The sequence below is a fragment of the Actinomyces ruminis genome (assembly GCF_002154335.2).
GTDB classification, from domain to species: domain Bacteria; phylum Actinomycetota; class Actinomycetes; order Actinomycetales; family Actinomycetaceae; genus Actinomyces; species Actinomyces ruminis.
The window spans coordinates 56,616-78,888 of sequence record NZ_MTPX02000082.1 but is presented as its reverse complement, the minus strand read 5'-3'; the positions used below and the strand labels follow the sequence as shown (position 1 = coordinate 78,888).

16 protein-coding genes and 2 pseudogenes are annotated in these 22,273 nt (G+C 66.5%); 16 read left to right on the top strand and 2 right to left on the bottom strand.

Annotation, left to right across the window (positions count from 1 at the left end; translation table 11 throughout):
* The first annotated feature begins 9 nt into the window (after positions 1-9).
* From BW737_RS14905 to BW737_RS14835, 15 genes and pseudogenes are all read left to right on the top strand, one after another.
* Positions 10-951 carry an ABC transporter permease gene (locus tag BW737_RS14905; RefSeq protein WP_099330399.1) on the top strand — a complete coding sequence of 314 codons (942 nt, stop codon included), beginning with the start codon at positions 10-12 and terminating at the stop codon, positions 949-951.
* Complete coding sequence (locus BW737_RS14900) at positions 948-3,110, top strand: dipeptide ABC transporter ATP-binding protein (RefSeq protein ID WP_086614652.1); 2,163 nt, start codon at positions 948-950, stop codon at positions 3,108-3,110. Before BW737_RS14905 ends, BW737_RS14900 begins: the two co-directional genes overlap by 4 nt.
* A gap of 206 nt (positions 3,111-3,316) precedes the next feature.
* Positions 3,317-5,014 carry an ABC transporter family substrate-binding protein gene (locus tag BW737_RS14895; RefSeq protein ID WP_086614653.1) on the top strand — a complete coding sequence of 566 codons (1,698 nt, stop codon included), beginning with the start codon at positions 3,317-3,319 and terminating at the stop codon, positions 5,012-5,014.
* Between the two features lie 16 nt (positions 5,015-5,030).
* On the top strand, positions 5,031-5,567 hold the full coding sequence (locus BW737_RS14890) for a PH domain-containing protein (RefSeq protein WP_143233411.1): 537 nt from the start codon (positions 5,031-5,033) through the stop codon (positions 5,565-5,567).
* A gap of 242 nt (positions 5,568-5,809) precedes the next feature.
* Positions 5,810-7,730: pseudogene (gene typA / locus BW737_RS14885) on the top strand (translational GTPase TypA).
* Positions 7,731-7,769: 39 nt separating this feature from the next.
* A complete protein-coding gene (locus BW737_RS14880) occupies positions 7,770-8,225 on the top strand; it encodes a hypothetical protein (RefSeq protein WP_086614655.1) in 456 nt (151 codons plus the stop codon).
* A 2-nt stretch (positions 8,226-8,227) separates the two neighbouring features.
* Complete coding sequence (locus tag BW737_RS14875) at positions 8,228-9,574, top strand: VanW family protein (protein WP_086614656.1); 1,347 nt, start codon at positions 8,228-8,230, stop codon at positions 9,572-9,574.
* A 209-nt stretch (positions 9,575-9,783) separates the two neighbouring features.
* A complete protein-coding gene (gene fdxA / locus BW737_RS14870; protein ID WP_086614657.1) occupies positions 9,784-10,134 on the top strand; it encodes a ferredoxin in 351 nt (116 codons plus the stop codon).
* A 137-nt stretch (positions 10,135-10,271) separates the two neighbouring features.
* On the top strand, positions 10,272-11,495 hold the full coding sequence (gene dapC / locus BW737_RS14865) for a succinyldiaminopimelate transaminase (RefSeq protein WP_276567350.1): 1,224 nt from the start codon (positions 10,272-10,274) through the stop codon (positions 11,493-11,495).
* Between the two features lie 136 nt (positions 11,496-11,631).
* Entirely contained in the window at positions 11,632-13,542 is a 1,911-nt protein-coding gene (locus BW737_RS14860; protein WP_180272249.1) for a BglG family transcription antiterminator, read from the top strand.
* Positions 13,539-13,982 (top strand): PTS lactose/cellobiose transporter subunit IIA, encoded by a 444-nt coding sequence (locus tag BW737_RS14855; protein WP_086614659.1) that lies wholly within the window; start codon positions 13,539-13,541, stop codon positions 13,980-13,982. The genes BW737_RS14860 and BW737_RS14855 overlap by 4 nt, the downstream gene beginning before the upstream one ends.
* 1 nt (position 13,983) lies before the next feature.
* Positions 13,984-14,343, top strand: a complete 360-nt coding sequence (locus BW737_RS14850) for a PTS sugar transporter subunit IIB (protein WP_218961941.1) — start codon at positions 13,984-13,986, stop codon at positions 14,341-14,343.
* A 1-nt stretch (position 14,344) separates the two neighbouring features.
* Positions 14,345-15,697 (top strand): PTS sugar transporter subunit IIC, encoded by a 1,353-nt coding sequence (locus BW737_RS14845; protein ID WP_086614660.1) that lies wholly within the window; start codon positions 14,345-14,347, stop codon positions 15,695-15,697.
* Positions 15,694-17,174 (top strand): annotated as a pseudogene (locus BW737_RS20150) (glycoside hydrolase family 1 protein). The gene BW737_RS14845 and the pseudogene BW737_RS20150 overlap by 4 nt, the downstream one beginning before the upstream one ends.
* Positions 17,175-17,354: 180 nt before the next feature.
* Complete coding sequence (locus tag BW737_RS14835) at positions 17,355-18,743, top strand: citrate synthase (protein ID WP_086614661.1); 1,389 nt, start codon at positions 17,355-17,357, stop codon at positions 18,741-18,743.
* A gap of 1,555 nt (positions 18,744-20,298) precedes the next feature.
* On the opposite strand, the gene BW737_RS14830 is transcribed toward BW737_RS14835, so the two are convergent.
* Positions 20,299-20,763, bottom strand: a complete 465-nt coding sequence (locus BW737_RS14830) for a Rossmann-fold NAD(P)-binding domain-containing protein (RefSeq protein WP_218961940.1) — start codon at positions 20,761-20,763, stop codon at positions 20,299-20,301.
* Positions 20,688-20,966: an SDR family NAD(P)-dependent oxidoreductase gene (locus tag BW737_RS17110; RefSeq protein ID WP_218961939.1), complete on the bottom strand. Its 279-nt coding sequence runs from the start codon at positions 20,964-20,966 to the stop codon at positions 20,688-20,690. Before BW737_RS17110 ends, BW737_RS14830 begins: the two co-directional genes overlap by 76 nt.
* A 355-nt stretch (positions 20,967-21,321) precedes the next feature.
* On the opposite strand from BW737_RS17110, the gene BW737_RS14825 reads away from it, so the two are divergent.
* Complete coding sequence (locus BW737_RS14825; protein ID WP_218961938.1) at positions 21,322-22,242, top strand: alpha/beta hydrolase; 921 nt, start codon at positions 21,322-21,324, stop codon at positions 22,240-22,242.
* Positions 22,243-22,273 lie beyond the last annotated feature (31 nt).

The window sequence follows — 22,273 nt, the reverse complement described above, 5'->3', positions numbered from 1 at the left end:
CAGTCCGCCATGGACCAGCCGGGACAGGCCCCGCTTACTGCCGCAGACGCAGGCAGCCTTGTGGACGAGGACCCCAAGGAATCCAAGCGGCTTACCCGTGGGCGCATCATCCTGCGCCGCTTCCTGCGCAACAAGACAGCCGTGTTCGGAGCTATTGGCCTCCTGACCCTGGCATTGATGGCGATCTTCGGCAGCCACATTGGTCAGTGGGCCTACACGGACGTGGACTCCAAGGCCTTCCTGCAAGCGCCCAGCGCCACCCACTGGTTCGGCACCACGCAGGGGGGACGCGATGTCTTCGCCATGGTGGTCGAGGGCACGCGCAAGTCGATGATGATCGGAGTGTTCGTCGCCCTGCTGCAGACCAGTATCGCCGCGGTTATCGGTTCTTCTGCAGCGTATTTCGGCGGCTGGTGGGAGAAGGTCGCCCTGTGGGCGACCGACCTGCTACTGGTGGTGCCGTCCTTCCTGATCATCGCCATCCTCTCTCAGAAGGCGGGAGCGACTAAGGGGTCGACCGCTCTGCTGATCGTGCTACTGGGTGGATTCGGCTGGATGCTGACCGCGCGCGTGGTGCGCTCGCTGACCCTTAGCGTCAAGAACCTCGACTACGTCAATGCGGCACGCTTCATGAACGTGCCCAGCCCAGTCATCATCGTTCGCCACATTATTCCCAACATCGCCTCGCTGCTGATCGTCGATGCCACCCTCAACGTCGCCTACGCGGTTCTCAGCGAGACGACGCTGTCCTACTTCGGCTTCGGCGTGCAAGCACCGAACACCTCACTGGGCACGCTGATTGCGGAGGGACAACGCTCCGCCACCACCTACCCGTGGATCTTCCTGGCCCCCGCTACGGTTCTGGTGTTCATGCTCGTGTGCGTCAACTTCATGGGTGATGGGCTGCGTGACGCCATCGACCCCTCGTCCAAGTCCGGAGGCAAGGCATGAGAGCGACACGACCCGGTACGAACGCGGCAGTTGAGTCTCAGGAGCTTCCGAACCGGACGGCGGATGCCCCGCTGCTGGAGGTTTCGGACCTGCATGTCTCCTTCCCCTCCGAGGATGGTCGTGTACACGCGGTGCGTGGCATCGACCTGACTGTGAGACGCGGGGAGGTGCTCGCCCTCGTTGGCGAATCGGGCTCCGGCAAATCGGTGACCTCGACGGCGGTCATGGGATTGCTTGACGAGACCGCGGATGTCTCCGGGTCGGTGCGCCTGTACGGCACCGAACTGCTGGGGCGCAGCGACGAATACATGTCCAAGATCAGGGGCACGCAGGTGTCCATGGTCTTCCAAGACCCGTTGTCTGCCCTTACGCCCGTGTACACGGTGGGGGACCAGATCGTCGAGGCCCTGAAGGTCCACAACCCGGACATGCCCGGCGCCGATGCCAACAAGCGGGCAGTCGAGCTGCTGGATCTGGTGGGCATTCCCAACCCTGAGGTGCGGTTTAAAGCCTATCCGCACGAGTTCTCCGGTGGTATGCGCCAGCGCGCCGTCATCGCTATCGCCATCGCCAACAATCCCGACCTGATCATCGCCGATGAGCCGACTACCGCCCTGGACGTGACCATCCAGGCGCAGATCCTCGATGTGCTGCGCACGGCCCAGAAGGAAACCGGCGCCGGCGTCATCATGATCACCCATGATCTGGGGGTAGTGGCCGGTATAGCCGACCGGGTCGCCGTCATGTATGCGGGCCGAGTCGTCGAGACCGGCAACGTCGACGATATCTTCTACCACTCGCGCATGCCCTACACGATCGGGTTGCTCGGGGCGCTACCTCGCCTGGACGCCAAGAAGGACTCGGCCCTGGCCGCCCTGGAGGGGAGCCCGCCCTCGCTGCTGGAGGCGCCCACCGGCTGCCCGTTCGTGCCCCGTTGCCCCATGGCGGTGGCTGAGTGCCTGGACGGTGAGCCCGATTTGGTTGCCGTCTCCGGCGATGTTGTCCGGGAGGATGGCTCGCTCCGTACGCAGCAGTTGTCCGCCTGCCGTCGCTTCCCGGAGATCGACAAGAACAACCTCGACTACACCGACATCTTCCCGGTCCCCTCCCTCAAGACCGCCGATGTCATGAGCCTGCCTCATGCGCAGCGCCCAGAGGTGCTGCGGGTGGATGGCCTGGTGAAGGAGTTCCCCCTGATGAAGGGGGCCGTGTTCAAGCGGCGCGTCGGCACCGTGCACGCGGTGGCCGGCATCTCCTTCGACGTGCGGGAGGGGGAGACCCTCGCGATTGTCGGCGAATCCGGTTGTGGCAAGACCACCACCCTCATGGAGGTGCTTAATCTGCAGGCGCCGCAGGACGGCAAGATCGTGGTCCTGGGCAGGGACGCAGCGGCAATCCGGCGTTCGGAGCGTAAGCAGGTTCGCCGTGACTTGCAGGTCGTCTTCCAGGACCCCATGGCCTCACTGGATCCGCGGCTACCCATCTACGACATCATTGCGGAGCCGCTGCGTGCCAACGGCTGGGACAAGCCGCAGGTCGCCCCGCGCGTCGAGGAGCTCATGAAACTGGTGGGGCTCGAGCCAAGCCATGCCAACCGCTATCCGCGCAACTTCTCCGGCGGGCAGCGCCAGCGCATCGGCATTGCCCGGGCGCTTGCACTCGAACCGAAGCTGCTCGTGCTGGACGAGCCGGTCTCCGCCCTGGACGTGTCCATTCAGGCAGGGGTGATTAATCTGCTTGATGAGCTGCGCGCCACCATGGGGCTCAGCTACCTGTTCGTGGCCCATGACCTGTCCGTGGTGCGGCACATCGCCGATCGAGTGGCGGTCATGTACCTGGGCAAGATTGTGGAGATCGGTGATGTCGATGCGGTCTTCTCCGCGCCCGCCCATCCCTACACACAGGCACTGTTGTCGGCCATCCCTATCCCGGACCCGGCCAAGGAGCGCACCCGCAGCCGCATCATCCTGGAAGGCGACCTCCCGTCTCCTGCCGATCCCCCGTCGGGCTGCCGCTTCCGCACCCGCTGCCCGAAGTTCGCGGGCGAGCTGAACGACGAGCAGAGGCAGGCGTGCCTGGAGCGGATGCCCGACTTCGCCCGGCAGGGCGAGGATCACGAGGTTGCCTGCTACTACCCCGAGCGCACCGCCGTGTTCTGACGGCGCGAGTAGCGCTGCGGCGCGAAGCAAGGTACTTGTGATCAAACAGTGCAGAACTACATATCGTGTGCAGCAGCGAGCATGATGCGACTACTGTGTCTGAACGTATGATGTACGCCATGCCAACGGGCCGGCTGCGCCGGTACGCAACCACTGCTGCAGCCAACCCCCAACCATCCAAATCTATCCCCAATCGGAGCTCTCCTATGAACATCAACCGCCGCCTGTTCCTCGCCGGCTCGGCCTCCGCGGCAGTCATGGCCGCCCTGGCCGCCTGCGCCAAGAACACCGAGTCCAACTCGAACTCGTCTGCCGATGCAAACGCCGAGATCGACTTCGACCAGGCGATGAATCGCCAAGACCGCTCCTCCCTACAACAGGGCGGTACCCTGAACTTCGCTATTTCCAACACCATTGCCAATTGGAACTATCATCAGGCCAACGGCGTTAACGTCAATCTGCGTAATATTCTGGACTTTGTCTCCCCCTACTTCCTCGACTGGGCAGACGACGGCACCCCGACCGCGAACCCCAACTTCTACACCACCTTCGAGGCTGAGGAGGTGGACGGCAAGACCGTCGCCACGGTGGCCCTCAACGAGAATGCCGTTTGGGGTAACGGGCGTCACATGGATTCCGAAGACATTGAGGCCTTCTTCGCTCACGCCGAGGATCCCGATTATCAGTGGGCCTCGACGGATGGTATCGCCGACGTTGAGTCTGTCGAGATTATCGACGATCTGACCGCTAAAGTTACCTTTAAGTCGATTTTCCCCGACTGGACTAATGCGCTATCGGGCGTCTTTGCGAAAGAGCTCTTCGTGGACGCCGAGACCTTCAATGAGGCTATGGCGGGTGCCGGCTCCTACAATAACGACTACTTCGCTGGCCCCTTCAAGGTGGACTCCTACAACGAGTCCCAGCAACTGGTGACCCTGGTCCCCAACGACCTGTGGTGGGGTGAGGCCCCGCTGCTGGACAAGGTCACCTTCCGCGTCCTGGACCCTGCAGCCGAAGCGACCTCATTCGCGAACAAAGCCATCGACGTCATCGACTACATCATCTCTGCCGATGTCTACAACCAGGCCGCCGGGCGGGAGGACGCCGAGATCCGTCAGAACTTCGGTCTGCAGTGGCGACATTTCACCATCAATGCGGCCTCCGGTCCACTGGCGGACAAGGCTGTGCGTCAGGCGGTCCTGCGTGCCTGTGATCGTGCCGCTATTGCTTCCTCCGACCTGGCGGGACTGCCGATCGAGATCGATGATGTGCTGCTTGGGAATCATTTCTTCATGCCTCCTCAGGAGGGTTATCAGGATAACTCGACAGAGTGGTCCTATGACCCCGACGCCGCCAAACAGCTGTTGGATGACGCCGGCTGGGTCGAGGTGTCTGATGGTGTCCGCGAAAAGGACGGTCAGCGCCTTAGCTTCACCTTTACGCTTCCCTCTGGGACTCAGACGACGGAGAATGAGGCCAACCTGTTGCAGAGCCAGCTCAGCGAGGTCGGCATTGAGATGAGGCTGGACCCGGTTGACTCCAATAACTATTTCCCTGAGTACATCAACGCCAAGAACTATGAGATGACTGCCTTCACCTGGGAGGGTACTCAGTACCCTATGGCCAACATCGGTCAGATATACGGCTCGAGTTCTTTGAGCAACTACACCTCCCAGTCGATCCCGGAGATCGATGACTATGCCGCAAAGATTGCCTCGACTGCGGATCATAATGAGCGCATCCGTATGACCAATGAGTGCGACGCGCTCATCTGGGAGAACGTCATGAATTTCCCCATCTACGAGCGCATGCAGTTCACGGCCGTCCCGAAGAACTTGGCGAACTTCGGGGCCAAGGGCCTGGCCTACTTCCGTTCCGAGAACGTCGGCTACGTCTCCGAGTAAGGGAGTCGCGGGGGCCTTGCCCACGGTTGTAATCCGCTCTCTGTCAGGTCGTGCCGGCACCCTGTTGACGGGTGTCGGCACGACCTGGGTCGTCATTACGGTTTGGCTCGCCGACGGTACCCGCAACGGACTGCAGGCTCTGGGCTGCGGCCTGTTATTGATGCTGGCGGTCTGGTGCTTGTGGTGGGCGCCGCAGCTCACCATCGCCTATACCGGGATTACGGTGCGCAATGCCTGGCGCACGCATCACCTCGGTTGGAGCGAGGTGGATTCCTGCCGCACTCGGTGGGGATTGGAGATCGTCACCTTCTCCGGCCGCACCTTCAAGGCCTCTGCGGCACAACGCGCCGGAGGCTGTCCACATCCTTCCGCAGACGGCAGGAGCTGCGAGAACGAGAGCTACTCGGCTCCCGCCGCACGGAGCATGACGCTCGTGTGCGCCGCGAAGTCCCGGAGGAGTACCTGGAAGAGAGCGATGCTGTTTATCGCGCACACCTGGACGCCGATGCTGCGGGTGATCTCCTCATCACCTATAAGGAACACCGTGCCATGAGCAACGTTGCTCGGCCTGACCCGGGCCAGTCCAGTTCGCGATGGAACCCGCTGCCTGTCTGCGTCGCAGTCGCCGCTATTGCAGCGTTGCTGGCTGGAGTGTTCTGACCCCGCCCCGCGATGCCGAGGTGAGCGGCCGCACAGGCGGCATGTCGCGCCTGTCATGGCCCGTCGCCCCGCGCGGCGGTACCCTTGCTGAGTTTGTGCGCCCGCGGGCGCTTGCCTAGGGGAGGAATCAGCCATATGACCGTGCGCCAGGACCTGCGCAACGTCGCCATCGTCGCCCACGTCGACCACGGCAAGACCACGCTTGTCGACGCGATGCTCTGGGAGGCCGGTGCCCTCGGCAACCGCGCCACCCAGGACAACACCGGCGAACGCGTCATGGACTCCGGCGAGCTGGAGCGCGAGAAGGGCATCACCATCCTCGCCAAGAACACCGCCGTCCACTACGCCGGCCCCGCCGCCGTCGACGCGGGACTGCCGCCGGCATCACCATCAACGTGATCGACACCCCCGGCCACGCCGACTTCGGCGGCGAGGTCGAGCGCGGCCTGTCCATGGTGGACGGCGTGCTGCTGCTCGTGGACGCCTCCGAAGGCCCCCTGCCACAGACGCGCTTCGTACTGCGCAAGGCCCTGCAGGCGAGCCTGCCCGTGATCCTGGTGGTCAACAAGGTGGACCGCCCCGACTCCCGCCTGGACGAGGTCGTCTCCGAGACCACCGACCTGCTGCTCTCGCTCGCTTCCGACCTGGCCGACGAGCACCCGGACATCGACCTCGACGCCGTGCTGGACGTACCCGTGGTGTACGCCTCCGCCAAGGCCCGCCGCGCCGACACCGTCAAGCCCGCCGACGGCGAGCTGCCCGCCTCCAAGAACCTCGAGCCCCTGTTCCGCACCATCATCGAGCGCATCCCCGGCCCCTCCTACGACGAGTCCGCGCCGCTACAGGCACACGTGACGAACCTGGACGCCTCCCCGTTCCTGGGCCGGCTCGCCCTGCTGCGCATCCACGCCGGCACCCTGCGCAAGGGCCAGACCGTCGGCTGGGCCCGCCACGACGGCTCCATCACCTCCGCCCGCGTCTCCGAGCTGCTGGTCACCGAGGGCCTGGAGCGCAAGCCCGCCGAGGAGGCCCACGCCGGTGACATCGTTGCCGTCGCCGGCATTGAGGACATCACCATCGGCGAGTCCCTGGTGGACCCCGAGGACCCGCGCCCCCTGCCGCTGATCAAGGTGGACGACCCCGCCATCTCCATGACCATCGGCATCAACACCTCCCCGATGGCCGGCCGCACCAAGGGCGCCAAGGTCACCGCCCGGCAGGTCAAGGACCGCCTGGACCGCGAACTGGTCGGCAACGTCTCCCTGCGCGTGCTGCCCACCACCCGACCCGACGCCTGGGAGGTGCAGGGCCGCGGCGAGCTGGCACTGGCCATCCTGGTGGAGCAGATGCGCCGCGAGGGCTTCGAACTGACCGTCGGCAAGCCGCAGGTGGTCACCAAGATGATCGACGGCAAGCGCCATGAGCCGGTCGAGCGCATGACCATCGACGTGCCCGAGGAGCACTTGGGCGCCGTCACCCAGCTCATGGCCGCCCGCAAGGGCCGCATGGAGACCATGACCAACCACGGCACCGGCTGGATCCGCATGGAGTTCCTGGTGCCGCCCGCGGCCTGATCGGCTGGCGCACTCAGTTCCTCACCGAGACCCGCGGCACCGGCATCGCCTCCTCCATCGCCGAGGGCTACGAGCCCTGGGCGGGCCCGATCACCGCCCGCACCACCGGCTCCCTGGTGTCCGACCGCGCCGGCGCCGTCACCGCCTACGCCCTGATCCGGCTGCAGGACCGCGGCACCTTCTTCGTCGAGCCCGGTCAGGAGACCTACGAGGGCCAGGTCGTGGGGGAGAACCCCCGCGACGAGGACATGGACGTCAACGTGGTGCGCGAGAAGCAGCAGACCAACATGCGCTCCTCCACCGCCGACGTCTACGAGGCACTCACCCCGCCGCGCCGCCTCACCCTGGAGGAGGCCCTGGAGTTCGCCGCCGAGGACGAGTGCGTGGAGGTGACCCCGGACGCCGTGCGCATCCGCAAGGTCATCCTCGACTCCCAGGAACGCTTCAAGGACGCCGCCCGCCGTCGTCGCGCCGGCGCCTGACGCGCCGGACTGTCACCGCTCTGCCCCGGGAGTGCGCCCATGAACCACGCCCCGCTTGACGACGTCGCCGCCCCGTACGCCGTCGACTTGCCCGCTGCCGCCGCGGCTCCAGCCGCTTCTGCCGCGCGCGGCGCCCGCTCCGGTCAGTCGGTTCTGCGCCCGCTGCTGTTCACCCTCGGCGCCGCCGTGGTCATCGCCTGGCTCGGGCTCGCCTGGGCCACCACCCGTACCCTGGCCCCGGGCTCCAGCGTCTCCGGCGTCGACGTCTCCGGCATGACCCGCGCGCAGGCGATTGCCGCCGTGGATGCCGGTATCGGTGCGCAACTGGAGCAGCCGGTCACCCTCACCGTCGACGACGCCACCGACACGCTCATCCCCGCGCGCTCCGGCGTGAGCGTGGACGCCGCCGCCAGCGTCGACCGGCTCACCGGCCCCACCCTGAGTCCCGTCACCCTGGTGCGGCGGCTGACCGGAACCGGCGTCGACGCGTCGTAGAGGTGGACGCCGCCGCACTCACCAGCGCCCTGAACGCCCGCCTGGACACCCTCGCCACCGGGGTCGCCGATGCCGTCGTCGCCCTGGACGGAACCACTCCCGTGCTCACCCCCGGCGCGGTCGGCGCCGGGCTGGACGTGGAGGCGAGCGTGACCGCCCTGACCGACGCCTGGCCACTGGGTGAGGACACCATCGCCCTCGCCTCGGGTACCGCCACCCCGGCCGTCACCGACGCCGACGCCCAAGACTTCATCGACACCGTCCTGACCCCGCTGCTGTCCGGCGACATCACCGTCACCGCCGCCGGCACCAGCGCCGCCGACGCGGCCGCGGACGACGCCGTCCTGACCCCGGCGGCGCTGGCCGCCATGACCGTCATCTCCGCCCCCGACGGCACCCTCACCGCCACCCTGGACACCGACGCGCTGCACGACGCCGTCGTCGCCGCCCTGGGAGAGGAGATCGAGACCCCCGCCACCGACGCCACCTGGACCATCGACGGTGACCCGGAGACGGCCGCCGCGGCCAAGCCCGTCTACCATCCCTCCGCCACCGGCACGGGCATCGATGCGGGCGCGCTGGCCGAGGCGGTCCTGGCCGCCGGGACGGAAGCCGACGGCGACCGCATCGTGACCGCCCCCATCACCGTCCTGCGGCCGGAGGTCACCACCGCCGAGGACGAGTGGGGGATCGTCGAGATCGTCGGCGAGTTCTCCACCCCATACGTCTCCCAGTACGGGCGCGACCAGAACCTCCAACGCGGCACCGAGATGATCAACGGCACCCTGGTGGCGCCGGGGGAGACCTTCTCCACCACCGACGCCCTGGGCCCGGTGGACCTCGAGCACGGCTACACCTACGCCGGCGTCGTCACCGACGGGCAGCACACCGATGCCATGGGCGGCGGCCTGTCCCAGGTGGGCACCACCGTGTTCAACGCCGGCTTCGAGGCCGGCATGGACGATGTGGAGCACTGGCCCCACACCTACTGGTTCACCCGCTACCCGGCCGGACGCGAGGCCACCATCTGGACCGGCGTCAAGGACGTCAAGTGGCGCAATTCCACGCCGTACACGGTGCTGGTACAGGCCTGGGCCGGCGACGGCGAGGTGCACGTGCGGCTGTGGTCCACCCCCTACTACGAGGTCACCATCACCGAGGGTGAGCACACCAACTACCGGCCCTACGCCACCGTGTACAGCTCCGGCCCCGGATGCGAGCCCTACGGCGGCGGTACGCAGGGATTCGACGTCACCGTCACCCGTACCCGCAGTCACGACGGTGAGTCTTTGCCTGATGATGTACTGACCACCGCCTACGACTCCGACAACCCCGTGGTGTGTAGCTGACCTGGGTGACGTCGGCCGGCGCGCGGCTGGCGGACGCAATTCGCACCTGGTGCGTGACGCAAAGATGGGCATCCGGTGTGCCTGAATCGGCGTACATGCTGACACCTCGCGCGGCTATTGGGCGCGGCGCCGCCGCGGGGAGATACTTGAGAGAGCTGATGCGCCCGCGGCCCCGCGCGGTACGCCCCGAGATGGAGAGGAAGCAGTCAATGACCTACGTGATCGCCCAGCCCTGCGTGGACGTCAAGGACCGTGCATGTGTGGACGAATGCCCGGTCGACTGCATCTACGAGGGGGCGCGCAGCCTGTACATCAACGCGGACGAATGCGTCGACTGCGGCGCCTGCGAGCCGGTGTGCCCCACCGAGGCGATCTTCTACGAGGACGACGTGCCCGAGGAGTGGGAGGACTACACCCGGGCGAACATCGACTTCTTCTCCCTGAAGGGCCTGGGCTCCCCGGGCGGCGCCCAGAACGTCGGCCCGCAGGACTACGACGACCCCATGATCGCAGCCCTGGAGCCCCAGAACGAGGACTGGAAGGCCGCCAACGGCTACTGAGCCAGGCTCCGCCCGCCCGTCTCCGGCCGGCTCCTTCGCTGAGACCGGCACAAGCAACACGCCGAGACCGGCACTAATGACGTGCCGAGACCGAGCGAAGTCACGTGTCGCGATTGCTAATCGCGGACAATGGCGGTGTGAACGCCTCCACGCCCGCCGGCCCCGACTTCACCCCGGCCGCCCTGCCCCGCCCGCTCGCGCTGCCCGACTTCCCCTGGCACTCCCTGCGCCCCTACCGGCAGCGCGCCGCCCAGCACCCTGATGGCGTCGTCGACCTGTCCATCGGCACGCCCGTGGACCCCAGCCCCGCCGTCGCCCGCGATGCTCTCCAGGCCGCCGCCAACGCACCCGGCTACCCGCCTGCCGACGGCACGCCCCAGGTACGCGCCGCCATCATCGACTGGATGCGACGCCGCCGGGGCGTGCGGGGCCTCACCGACGTCGCCGTTATCCCCACCATCGGCTCCAAGGAGTCCGTGGCCCAGCTTCCGCTTCAGCTCGGCGCCCATCCCGGCGATCTCATCGCCCACCCCCGCGCCGCCTACCCCACCTACGACGTCGGCGCCCGTCTGGCCGGCGCCACCCCCGTTCCGGTCGACACCGCCGCCGACCCCGACACCTGGGAGCTGCCCGACGGCAGACTTGTCGCCATTTGGCTCAACAGCCCCGGCAACCCCGATGGGCACGTCCTCGCCGTAGACCAGCTCGCCCGCATCGTCGCCTGGGCGCGGGCGCGCGGCGTCGTCGTCCTGTCCGACGAGTGCTACGCCGAACTCGCCTGGGAGGAGCCCTGGGCCACCGACGGCGTGCCCAGCCTGCTCGATCCGCGTGTGACCGGCGCCGGCTCCGACGGCGCACCTGACTTCACGGGGCTGCTGGCCCTGTACTCCCTGTCCAAGCAGTCCAACCTCGCCGGCTACCGGGCCGCCTTCCTCGCCGGCGACCCCGAGCTGGTCGCCGCCGTCACCGAGGTGCGTCGCCACACCGGCATGCTCCCGCCCGCCCCCGTGCAGGCGGCCCTGGCGGCCACACTCGCCGACGCCGAGCATGTGGCGGCGCAGCAGGCCGTCTACCGGGCCCGGCGGGAGGCCCTGCTGGAAGGGACCGCCACTGTCGGCCTGGTCAACGACCCCGAGTCGGCTGCCGGCCTGTACCTGTGGCTGAGCGGGCCGGCCTCCATGAGCGCCTGGGATTTGGTCGGCGCCTTCGCCGAGCTGGGGATCGTCGTCGCCCCCGGGGACTTCTACGGAGAGGCCGGCGCCGGGCACGTGCGCATGTCCCTGACCGACACCGACGACCGGGTGGCCGCGGCCGTGCGCCGCCTGCACGCCCCCGGCGCGGCCGCACTGTTCGCCGGCTGACGGGCGAGGCGGGCGAGGGGAAAGCCGCGCCGACCGGGTCACAGGTTTCCGTAGCGTCCCGGAAAACGACGGGATGGAGGACGCCCGCGAATGCTCATACCTTTTTTGTCGTCAACGACGACGAAGGAGGCGAGCGGTGGACGAGCGCATCTGGGACGTGCTGGACGCCTTTCGGGATACCGAGGTGGTCACCGCCGCGGAACTCGCCGACCGTTTGGGCGTGACGAGTCGCACCGTCCGTAGCCTCCTGTCGCGCTCGCGCCGCGCCCTGGCCGACGGCGGCGCCCGCATCGAGTCCAAGCCCGGTACCGGCTACATCCTGACAATCACCGATGCCGAAGCCTTCGCGGACCTCAAGGAGGCGCGCGGGGCCGTTGACGGTACTCCCGTGACGGCGGTGGAACGTCGGCGCTATCTGCTGCGGCTACTGCTTACCGCACAGGACTACATCAAGCTCGAGGTCATTGCGCAGGCGCTATTCGTCTCGAAGAAGACGGTGGCGGCAGATCTGGCCCAGGTGGAGCCCATACTCGCCGAGCACAGCCTGCTAGTCGACCGGCGCCCTTACAAGGGCGTGCGGGTAATCGGTGCGGAACTAGACATACGTACCTGCCTGGCAACCGTCTACGACCCGGAGCACAGCTCGCGGTTCGCGGTAGATGATCTAGAACCGGGGGTGGGCCGGGCGGAACGGCACGTGCGCAAAGTGCTGGACGCCCATGGAATCCCGCTGGCGGACGAAGCAGTGCGCAGCGTGATCCTGCACGTCGCCATCGCCACCAATCGGGTCCGGGCGGGTCGCACCATCACGGGCGAGGTCATCGAGCTGGGACAGTACGTCACCGATGCCGAATTGGGCGTCGCCGATGACATCCTTGACCGCCTGGAACAGGACTTGGAACTGTCCTACCCCCTGCAGGAACGCTATTACCTGGCGCTGCACTTCGCCGGGCGCAGGGTACTTACCTCTCCCGCCGATGCCTCCGACTCTCAAAGCATTGTCGAGGCGCGCCGGGTGGTGGATGGGATGCTCCGCATCGTCGACGAGGGCTTCGGCCTGGGCCTGTCCGGCGACGACGAACTGCGGGCGTCCCTGGTTCAGCACACGATTCCGCTGCTGGTACGGCTGCGCTTCCAGATGCGGATGCCCAACCAGAGCCTCGAGCGCATTAAGCAGTCCTATCCGCTTGCCTATGCCGTGGCCGTGCAGGCCTGCACCGCACTCGCCCGCCACCTTGGCCGTACCGTCTCTGAGGACGAGGCCGGGTACGTCGCCCTGTGGTTCGCACTCGCCCTAGAACGTCGTCGGCCGGAGCAACGGCGCAAGCATGTGGTGCTCGTGTCTGACGCTGATGGCGCGGCGACTCGGCTGATTGAATTGCAAGTGCGTGAGCGTCTCGGAGACCTGATCGAGTCGCTCATCACCGTCAGCACGCGGGAGCCCGTCCGGGCACAGCCGGACACGGACCTCGTCCTGACCACGGTCGCCCTCGAAACCGATCCGGGCGTCCCCGTCCTCGACGTCGGTCCATTCATCGACGACGCCGACATCCGGAAGATCAGACGGATGCTAATCAGTGAGCCGAGTACCCGGATCGACCAGGTCTTCTCGCCCGAACTGTTCGTTCCCCACCTGGATGCGCGCACTCCGCACGAGGCGATCGAAGTACTCACCCAGTGCGCCCGCACCAGATACGACCTGCCCGCAGTGTTTCTCGACTCGGTGCTGCGGCGGGAGACGCTGGCGCCGACCGACTTCGGTAATCGGGTCGCTATGCCGCACGGCGAGGTGGCCATGAGCGAGGAGACCTTCATTGCCGTCGGCGTCCTGGATGAGCCCATCCGCTGGACGCGCAATCTGGTTCAGGTCGTATGCCTGGTGTCCATCTCCACGCGGGAGGGCAAGGACCTGCAGCAGTTCTACCAGGACCTGTCCAGGTACCTCATGAGCGAGGAACACATCACCACACTCATCAAGAGCCGCGACTTCTCTGCCATCGTCCGTTCGATTCGAGAGATCACCCAGCAACCACAGGAGGAAGCATGAGCGAGCCGCAGCCGGCGACCGGACAACCCGACGATCCCTACGCCGTGTCATTCGAATTGATCCTCGCCGCCGGGACGGCGAAGTCCAAGGCCATGGAGGCCGTGGAACTTGCCCGGGAGGGACACCTTGACGCCGCCCGTCAGGCCCTGGCCCGTGCGGACGACGACTTCCGCCAGGCGCACGACATCCAGTTCGCTCTTCTCCAAAGGGAGGCCGGTCAGGACCACGTGGACGTGGACATCGTTCTGGTGCACGCGAACGACCACCTGACGATGGCGCTCATGGCCAAGGAGAACGCCGAAATGCTCATCGAACTCTATTCCCGGATCCATGAACTGGAGGCGCGAGTCTCGCCGTCGGCCGCTCCGGCTGCGACCTCGACCGCACCAGTGGACCAGACCAGCACAACCGACACCAACACAAACACGAAGGAGAACTGAAATGACCGAGCTCAGCCCCCAGCCGGAGAAGGCCGCCAATCAGGAAGGACCGACGCTGCGCATCATGCTTGCCTGCGCCATGGGAATGTCCACCTCTATCCTCGTCCAACGTATGCAAGAGGCGGCCGCGGCACAGGGCAAGCATTACAAGATCTGGGCGGCCGACCAGTCATCCATCGAGTCCGAACTCGGCAATTTCGACGTTGTCCTGCTCGGCCCGCAGGTTCGCCATATTCTGCGCAAGGTGCGGGCCGTGGTCGGCGATGTCGCCCCGGTCGAGGTCATCGATGCCCGTGCCTACGGGAGGGGCGATGGCGCCACCGTTATCGCCCAGGCCGAGTCGTTGACCGGGGGCGAGTGATATGCCCTCTCTCTCCGACCGGTTCTCGGATGGCCTGACTGTCGTTGCCGAGAAGGTAGACGAAAACAAGTATCTGAACTCGCTGAAGAACTCTTTCGGCTACTTCCTGCCGTTCATCCTGGTCGGTTCCTTCGCCAGTCTGCTGCGCTCCCTGGTGTCCTCGCAGGAGACGGGGCTGGCCCGCTGGATCCCCGCGCTCGCCAATCTCGACGGTGCGTTCACCGCGATGAACTTCGCCACCATGAGCTTCATGACGATCCCCATCGTCGTCCTGCTCGGCTGGCAGCTCGCCAAGCGCAACGGCACGCCTACCCACGCAACCGCGATCCTATGCGTTGCCGCCTACGTGACCGTCGTCCCGCAGAGTGTGCAGGCACTGCTTGAGGACGGCTCCGACGGTGGCACCGCGGCGGGCCTCGGAGACGGCGCACTCGGTGCCCAGGGCCTGTTCATCGGCATCATCTGGACCGTTGTCATTACGGAGCTGTTCCGCTGGCTGTCCGGGATTGAGGCGTTGCGCATTAAGATGCCGGACTCCGTCCCACCCGCCATCGCGCAGTCATTCAACTCACTCATCCCCGTGTTCCTCATCCTGACCTTCTCCGCTGTCTTCGGCGTGCTGTTCCGGCTGGGGACCGGCAGCTACCTGAATGAATGGGTGTACGCGGTGCTGCAGCACCCACTGGAGGTCATCTTCCAGTCCAGTGCGGGCGTCATCCTCATGGCGCTGTTCTCGCAGTTGTTCTGGTTCCTCGGCATCCACGGCGGTTTGGTGATCTCCCCGATTCGCAACCCGTTGTTCGCCACCGCCATTGCCGCCAATATTGCGGCGGTCAACGCCGGTGCAGAGCCAACTCAGCCGCTCACCTACGGGTTCTGGGTGACCTTCATTGTCCTCGGCGGAGCTGGCGGCATCCTCGGCCTGACGATCGTGGGAGCACTGATGTCCAAGCAGGAGGACCTGCGCATGATCTCCCGGATCGGCTTCGTTCCGGCGATCTGCGGCATCTCTGAGCCGCTCGTGTTCGGTGTCCCCCTGGTATTGAACCCGCTGTACGCAATCCCGTTCATCTTCAACACCGGAATATCGGCGGCGATTGCCATGGTCGCGATGAACCTCGGGTTCATCCAGGCCAACACCGTGGACGTCCCCTTCGGGGTGCCGGTCTTCATCAATGGCTTCATTGGCTTCGGCTGGCAGGGGGTTGTGGTCCAGGCGATCATCCTGATCGCCACCACCCTGATGTGGGTGCCCTTCGTAGCCATTGATGATCGCCGTGCCGCACAGGAGAGCCTTGACGGGGAATCCGACCCTGCTAACCAAAACGACAGCAAGGAGGCTGTTCCCGCATGAACGTGCTAGACGAACTGCAGCCGGTTTTTCCCGACGGCTTCTTGTGGGGCGGGGCGCTCGCCGCGAACCAGTGCGAGGGCGCTTGGAACGAGGACGGCAAGGGGCCGTCGGTTGCCGACGTAACCCGGCACAAGCCCGATATCGACCCGCGCGACTACCGTGCCGGTCACGCCATCACCCTGGCAGACATTGAGACCGCCCTGAAATGGACGGAATCTAAAGGTCCCTATGCCAAGCGACGCGGCAACGATTTCTACCACCGCTACCGGGAGGACCTGGACCTCATGGCGGAGATGGGGTTCAAGACGCTGCGAGTCTCCATCCAGTGGAGTCGGCTATTCCCCACCGGGGAGGAGGTCGAGCCCAACGTGGCCGGCGTGCGCTTCTACCACGAGTTGTTCCGGGCCATGCGTGAGCGCAACATTCAACCGCTAGTCACCCTGCATCACTATGAGCAGCCACTCGCCACGGTGTTCAACCACCGTGGCTGGTACGACCGGACCATGGTCGACCTGTTCATGCGCTTCGCCGAGGTCTGCTTCCGCGAGTACGGGGACGAGGTTAAGCTCTGGCTGACATTCAATGAGGTCGACTCGATCTTCCGGCATCCCTTCACCACCGCCGGCCTGATGGCCGAGCAGTTCGAGGGGATGAACATGGAGGAGGTCTGCTACCAGGCGCTGCACCATCAACTCCTCGCCTCGGCGCGTGCCACCCGCCTTCTGCACGAGCTTGTCCCCGACGCCGGATGGGATGCATGCTCACCAAGCTGCTGCACTACCCGCTTACCGCCCACCCGGAGGACCAGCTGCTGGCGCAGCGCACCAACCGGGACAACGAGATGGCCGCGGACGTCCACGTGCGCGGTGAGTATCCGCGGTGGGTAGAGCACGATTGGGCCCGTAAGGGATTGCATGTCGAGGTGACCGATGCCGATCGGGCCGAGTTGGTGGACGGGACCGTCGACTTCCTGTCCTTCAGCTACTACATGTCGCTGGTGTCCGCCCGGGACGAGGGCGAACGCGAGCGGGTGAGCGGCAACCTGTCCTCGGGGGTGAAGAACCCCTACCTGGGGGTCAACGAGTGGAACTGGCAGATCGACCCCGAGGGGTTGCGCTACTCGCTCGTCTCGCTGTACGACAAGTATCGGCTTCCGCTCTTCATCGTGGAGAACGGAGTGGGCATCCGTGAGAGGCCGGATGCGGACGGAGCTATCCGGGATGAGGCTCGCATCGACTACCTTCGCCGCCACATCCGTGAAATGGGCAAGGCGATTGACGACGGCGTCGAGCTCATGGGATACACCCCCTGGGGCTGCATCGACCTGGTATCGATGTCCACCAGCGAGATGAACAAGCGGTACGGCTTCGTGTACGTCGACGCCGACGACGAGGGCAACGGCACCTACGACCGCACCCGCAAGCAGTCCTTCGACTGGTACCGGCAGGTAATCGCCTCCAACGGGAGGGAGCTGTAGGGGCGATGACACTGCTGCGAAGACTCCTGTAAAAACGCCGATGGCGCGGTGAGTATGAGCCGTTCAGCCGCGCCATCGGTGTGGTCCGGGGCGACGTCGGCGCCCGCGTGCCGGTATGGTTCCGGGCAGACAGGTCCGGGGCCGCTCCCGCGGCCCGCCGTCGCCAACAAGGAGACACACATGACCGAAACGCCCACTGACCTCAGCGCCCAGGACGGCCCCGGGATGCTCACCGTCGGCGAGACCAGCCTGGAACTGCCCCGCGCGCTGGCCACCGACGGCTCCGACGGACTCGCCATCGGCAAGCTGCTGGGGACCACGGGCCTGGTCACGCTCGACCCCGGCTTCACCAACACGGCGGCCTGCACCTCCGAGATCACCTACATCGACGGCGCCGCCGGCATCCTGCGCTACCGCGGCTACCCCATCGAGGAGCTCGCCAAGTCCTCCAGCTTCCTGGAGGTCGCCTACCTGCTGATCAACGGAGAACTGCCGGACCCGGAGACCTTCGAACGCTTCCAGCGGCGCATCGGCCGCCACCGCCTGCTGCACGAGGATTTCCGCAGCTTCTTCACGTCCTTCCCCTCCTCGGGACATCCCATGGCCATCCTCCAGGCGGGCATCGCCGGCCTGGCCACCTACTACGAGGACACCCTCAATCCGCACGACCCCTACGAGATCGAGCTGGCCACCGTCCTGCTGTTGAGCAAGATGCCCACGATGATCAGCTACATCGCCCGCCGTGCCATCGGGTTGCCGCTGCTGTACCCCGACCCCAAGCGCGGCTACGTCGAGGACTTCCTCAACATGACCTTCGGCATGCCCTACCAGGTCAGGGACATCGACCCCACCGTGGTGCGGGCGCTGGACATGCTGCTGATCCTGCATGCCGACCACGAGCAGAACTGCTCCACCTCCACCGTGCGCCTGGTCGGCTCCTCGGACGCCAACATGTACGCCTCCGTGGCCGCCGGCGTCGGCGCCCTGTCCGGACCGCTGCACGGCGGCGCCAACGAGGCTGTGCTGCGCATGCTGGACCGGATCCAGTCCGAGGGCATGAGCACCACCGAGTTCGTCCGCAAGGTGAAGAACAAGGAGGACGGCGTGCGCCTGATGGGCTTCGGGCATCGCGTCTACAAGAACTACGACCCCCGCGCCGCCCTGGTGAAGGAGACCGCCCACGAGGTGCTCACGCGTCTGGGTTCCAAGGATGGGGACCGCAAGCTGGAGATCGCCATGGAGCTGGAGGAGGTCGCCCTGTCCGACGACTACTTCATCTCCCGCAGCCTGTACCCGAATGTCGACTTCTACACGGGCCTCATCTACCAGGCGATGGGCTTCCCCACGAAGATGTTCACGCCGCTGTTCGCGCTCGGGCGCCTGCCCGGCTGGATCGCCCAGTACCGGGAGATGATGAGCGACCCGGCCAAGCGGATCGGGCGTCCCCGCCAGGTGTACACCGGCGAGGTGGAGCGCCACTACGTGGCCATGCACCGGCGCAAGCGCGTGCGCGAGTACCCCGACACCCGCGTCGGCGAGCCCACCTTGGACCGTGTCCCGCGCGTGTGACAGACGCGCGGGACGGGGCCGCTTGGCCGGCGTCTAGTCCGCGTCCCTGACTTGCCAGCTGCCCGCCTGAGCGCTGACTAGGGGCGGATCTGCGAATGCGCAGTTCGCGGTGCAGCTGCAGGCTCGTGATCAGCGGGGAAGCGGGGCCGAGCGCTCCCACGAGTTCCGTAGTCTCCATACACAAGTTGTCGATTGCGGGCGTGCGGGCGAAGGGGGTGCGTAAGCCATCTGCCTCCTGTCGGCCCGAGGGCGTACGGTCATATGCGACGCCGATCACCGCCAAAGTTTACCGCCAGTGGCGGTAATGAGGCCCTTCGTGTTTGTGGGTGTGGTGGTGGGGTGGTTGTGGGTGCGTGTGCCGGGGTGGTGGTGACGTTCACCCCGCCCCTATGTGTTGCACGACTTCGGGCCGCGTTCCACGATCTTGGTGTGTGTTGCACGACCACCCCGGGGTCGTGGAATGCGCACGAGGGTCGTGCAGCGTCGCCCAGGGTCGTGCAAAACGTCGCCCTCGCACGCCGCCGGGGCGCCCACCGCTGGCATGTTCCCGCCTCGCCCGTCTGTTGCTGGCAGGGCGTGCTCCGAGGCGCTGGTCGGCACCTCCTTCGTCCCGGGATTGGACCGCCCGCTTCCAGTTGGACCGTCTAACTGCGGTTGGACCGTCTCAGACGCGCTCTCAGACGGTCCAAGCGCAGAAACGCGGTCCAAGTGAAGTGACGCGGTCCGAGTGCGGGGGCTCGGTCCGAACACCGAAGGGGTTGACGGCATGCCTCCCCACAACGCACCGGGTCGGGGCACCACGCTCGCGCCAACAACCCGTGATGGTTCGCTACCCTGCGAGGGTCGTCTTCGGGTCGGCGGGGACGTTTTCGGGCTGGCCGGGATCGTTCGAGGACGCGGGTTAGACCTCCAGAACGCCGGCCAGCCGTCGAGAACGCCCTCCTAGACGGCGTCCTGGAGGGCCGGGCCACGTCGTCGCGGGCCAACCCACGTCCTCGAGCGTCCCCGCCGACCCGCCCGCCCGGACAAACAACAACGCACGACGCGACAACCACCCCACACACCCGAACACGACCACACACCCTCAAACCCGAAGAGCCGGTGATTTTGACGTTTACAGGCTGACGGCAGGGGCCCACGGGCGTTGCATCGCCTCGGAGCGCGATGGTCGGATGGCCACCCCATACGCGTCGTACCCGCCGCGTACGCTGGAAGCGCCTTCTTCGGCACCTCCTCTCGGAACATTCCATGTTCTTGGCCGGGAAGGTTAGGAGCCAGGGAGGAGGTGGGGGCCATGTCCAAGCCGAAAGGCCGACATGCCAAAGTCCGCAAGGGCAAGGGAATGGCCCGGCAGCTGAGCGAAGTACTCGAATCTCTCGCTCATCTGGTCCGGGCCATTGGTGTCCTTGTGGATGCCCTCGGCAGGTGGCTCAACTGAACTGCCTGCCTCGGGGAGCCATCCGGTTGCGCCCGGGTGGCTCCCCACCATTATGCCTCTCGGCTTTCCCAGTGGGCAAGCACTCCGGCAAAGCGACGCCGAGCGCGCTCGGTCAGGTCAGGCATCCATGGGCTCCACGAAGGTGCGGAAGTCGCCGTCGTGCCGGGCGTGCAGCTCCCAGATACGATCGGCCAGGGCGGCCGGCTCGTGGGAGGGTTCGCCGCCGCCGATGCCGCGCGGAATGATCAGCTGGGCTACGTGAATCCCCTCCGGGGCGAGCGCATCGTGGAGGAGCTGCCCGTAGGCGCTCTCCCCGGCGAAGGCTACCGAGGTGCCGGTGACCTTCGGGCCCGGGCGGACGGCGGAGCCGCCGTTGATAAGCAGGATCGTGCCGCGGCCGAGCTCCCGCATGCCCGGCAGTACCTGACGCACCGCGTTGACGGGGCCGTAGACGGACATCTCGATGGGGCCGACGAGGTCCTCGGCACTGGTCTCCAGCACCGGCTTCATGAATTCGCGGGCCGGTACAGGGCTCCACTGGAGCACCTCGATGGGGCCGAGCTCGCGGGCGGCGTCGGCCAAGGCCCGGCTAGTGCCTCGCCGTCGCGGCCGTCGGCGACATAGCCGCGGGCATTCACACCGTCGGCGCTCAGGGCGGCGACCCGCTCGTCCAGATGTTCGCGGCTGCGGGAGATCAGGGCGACGTCAAATCCCTCGCGGCCGAAGCGACGGGCGACGGCGCGGCCCAAGCCCGGGCCGCCGCCGACAATGGCGATGGTGGTCATGGTGGTGTCCTCTGTTGCTCAGCGTTTGTACGGTATCTGTGCGCCGAGACCGGCACTAGTGACATGCCCAGACCGGTCCGACGATGTGATGGCGGCGGACGCGTCCCGCCGCCCGGTGGCGTCCAGCTATGCGGCCGGTCGGCGCCGCGGGAGTGACCGCCAGTACCACCCTGCAGGAATCATGCCGCGGTCCGTGCGGGACGGCGGTGCGCGGCCGACGGCGTATTCCGGTTGACACGGGCACGGAGAGAACCCCAATCGGTGGTTCCCCGGCGCGGCGTTCCCGCATACGCTGACGCAGCCTGCCGCACACGGGATGCGGAGGCCCTGCGTCCAAAGCAGAAAGGAACACGAAGTGCCCTTGCAACCAGACGGTCTGACGTTTGTAATCTCGCCGGAGGTGGAGCGCACGCGCGTCAACTACAAGAACCGCTACGGCATCACCATCGCCGCGGACCTGTACACCGCCAAGGACCTCGACAGGACCGCTCGGCACGCGGCGGTCGTCATCGGCCCCAGTCACGGCGGCGTGAAGGAGCAGATGCCTGGCGTGTGGGCCAACGAGCTCGCCCAGCGCGGTTACGTCGCCCTCGCCTTCGACCCCTCCTACAAGGGCGATTCCTCCGGCGAACCGCGCTTCGTCTCCTCCCCGGAGATCTTCATGGAGGACTTCAGCGCCGGCGTGGATTACCTGGGAACCCTCGAGTACGTGTCCCGCGAGCGGATCGGCGTGGTGGGCATCTGCGGCTCGGGCGGTTTCAGCCTGGGGGCCGCGCGCATCGACTCCCGCATCAAGGCGGTCGTGACCGCGTCCATGTACGACATCGGTGAGAACTACCGCAACGGCTGGCAGCACGGCTGGAGCGACGCCGACCGCCGCGCCGAGCGGGACCGGCTGGCCGCCCAGCGTTGGGCCGACCTCGACTCCGGCGAGGCCGCCTATGACCCGGTCTTCCCCGAGGAGGTGCCGCCCGCGGACGTGGAGCTGGACCCGATCACGAGCGAGTTCTTCGACTACTACGTCAAGAGCAACGACCGCGGCTACCACCCGCACTCGCAGGGTGGGCACGTCGCCGTCAGCCACCTGGGCTACCTGGCTACGGCGGCCTGCGCTATCTGGAGGACATCGCCCCGCGGCCGGTGCTCATGCTCGTTGGTGAGCTGGCCTTCTCCCGCTGGTTCACCGAGGAGGCGAAGGAGCAGATCGGGGACAGCGCGAGCATCGTCGAGGTCCCCGGTGCGCGCCACATCGACCTCTACGACCGGGTGGATCTGATTCCCTTCGACGCCGTCGACGCGTTCCTCGC

Coding starts and splice junctions, on each gene's coding strand:
- BW737_RS14905 (WP_099330399.1), top strand. CDS start 10: ATGGACCAGCCGGGACAGGCCCCGCTTACTGCCGCAGACGCAGGCAGC.
- BW737_RS14900 (WP_086614652.1), top strand. CDS start 948: ATGAGAGCGACACGACCCGGTACGAACGCGGCAGTTGAGTCTCAGGAG.
- BW737_RS14895 (WP_086614653.1), top strand. CDS start 3,317: ATGAACATCAACCGCCGCCTGTTCCTCGCCGGCTCGGCCTCCGCGGCA.
- BW737_RS14880 (WP_086614655.1), top strand. CDS start 7,770: ATGAACCACGCCCCGCTTGACGACGTCGCCGCCCCGTACGCCGTCGAC.
- fdxA (WP_086614657.1), top strand. CDS start 9,784: ATGACCTACGTGATCGCCCAGCCCTGCGTGGACGTCAAGGACCGTGCA.
- BW737_RS14855 (WP_086614659.1), top strand. CDS start 13,539: ATGAGCGAGCCGCAGCCGGCGACCGGACAACCCGACGATCCCTACGCC.
- BW737_RS14850 (WP_218961941.1), top strand. CDS start 13,984: ATGACCGAGCTCAGCCCCCAGCCGGAGAAGGCCGCCAATCAGGAAGGA.
- BW737_RS14845 (WP_086614660.1), top strand. CDS start 14,345: ATGCCCTCTCTCTCCGACCGGTTCTCGGATGGCCTGACTGTCGTTGCC.
- BW737_RS14835 (WP_086614661.1), top strand. CDS start 17,355: ATGACCGAAACGCCCACTGACCTCAGCGCCCAGGACGGCCCCGGGATG.
- BW737_RS17110 (WP_218961939.1), bottom strand. CDS start 20,966: ATGACCACCATCGCCATTGTCGGCGGCGGCCCGGGCTTGGGCCGCGCC.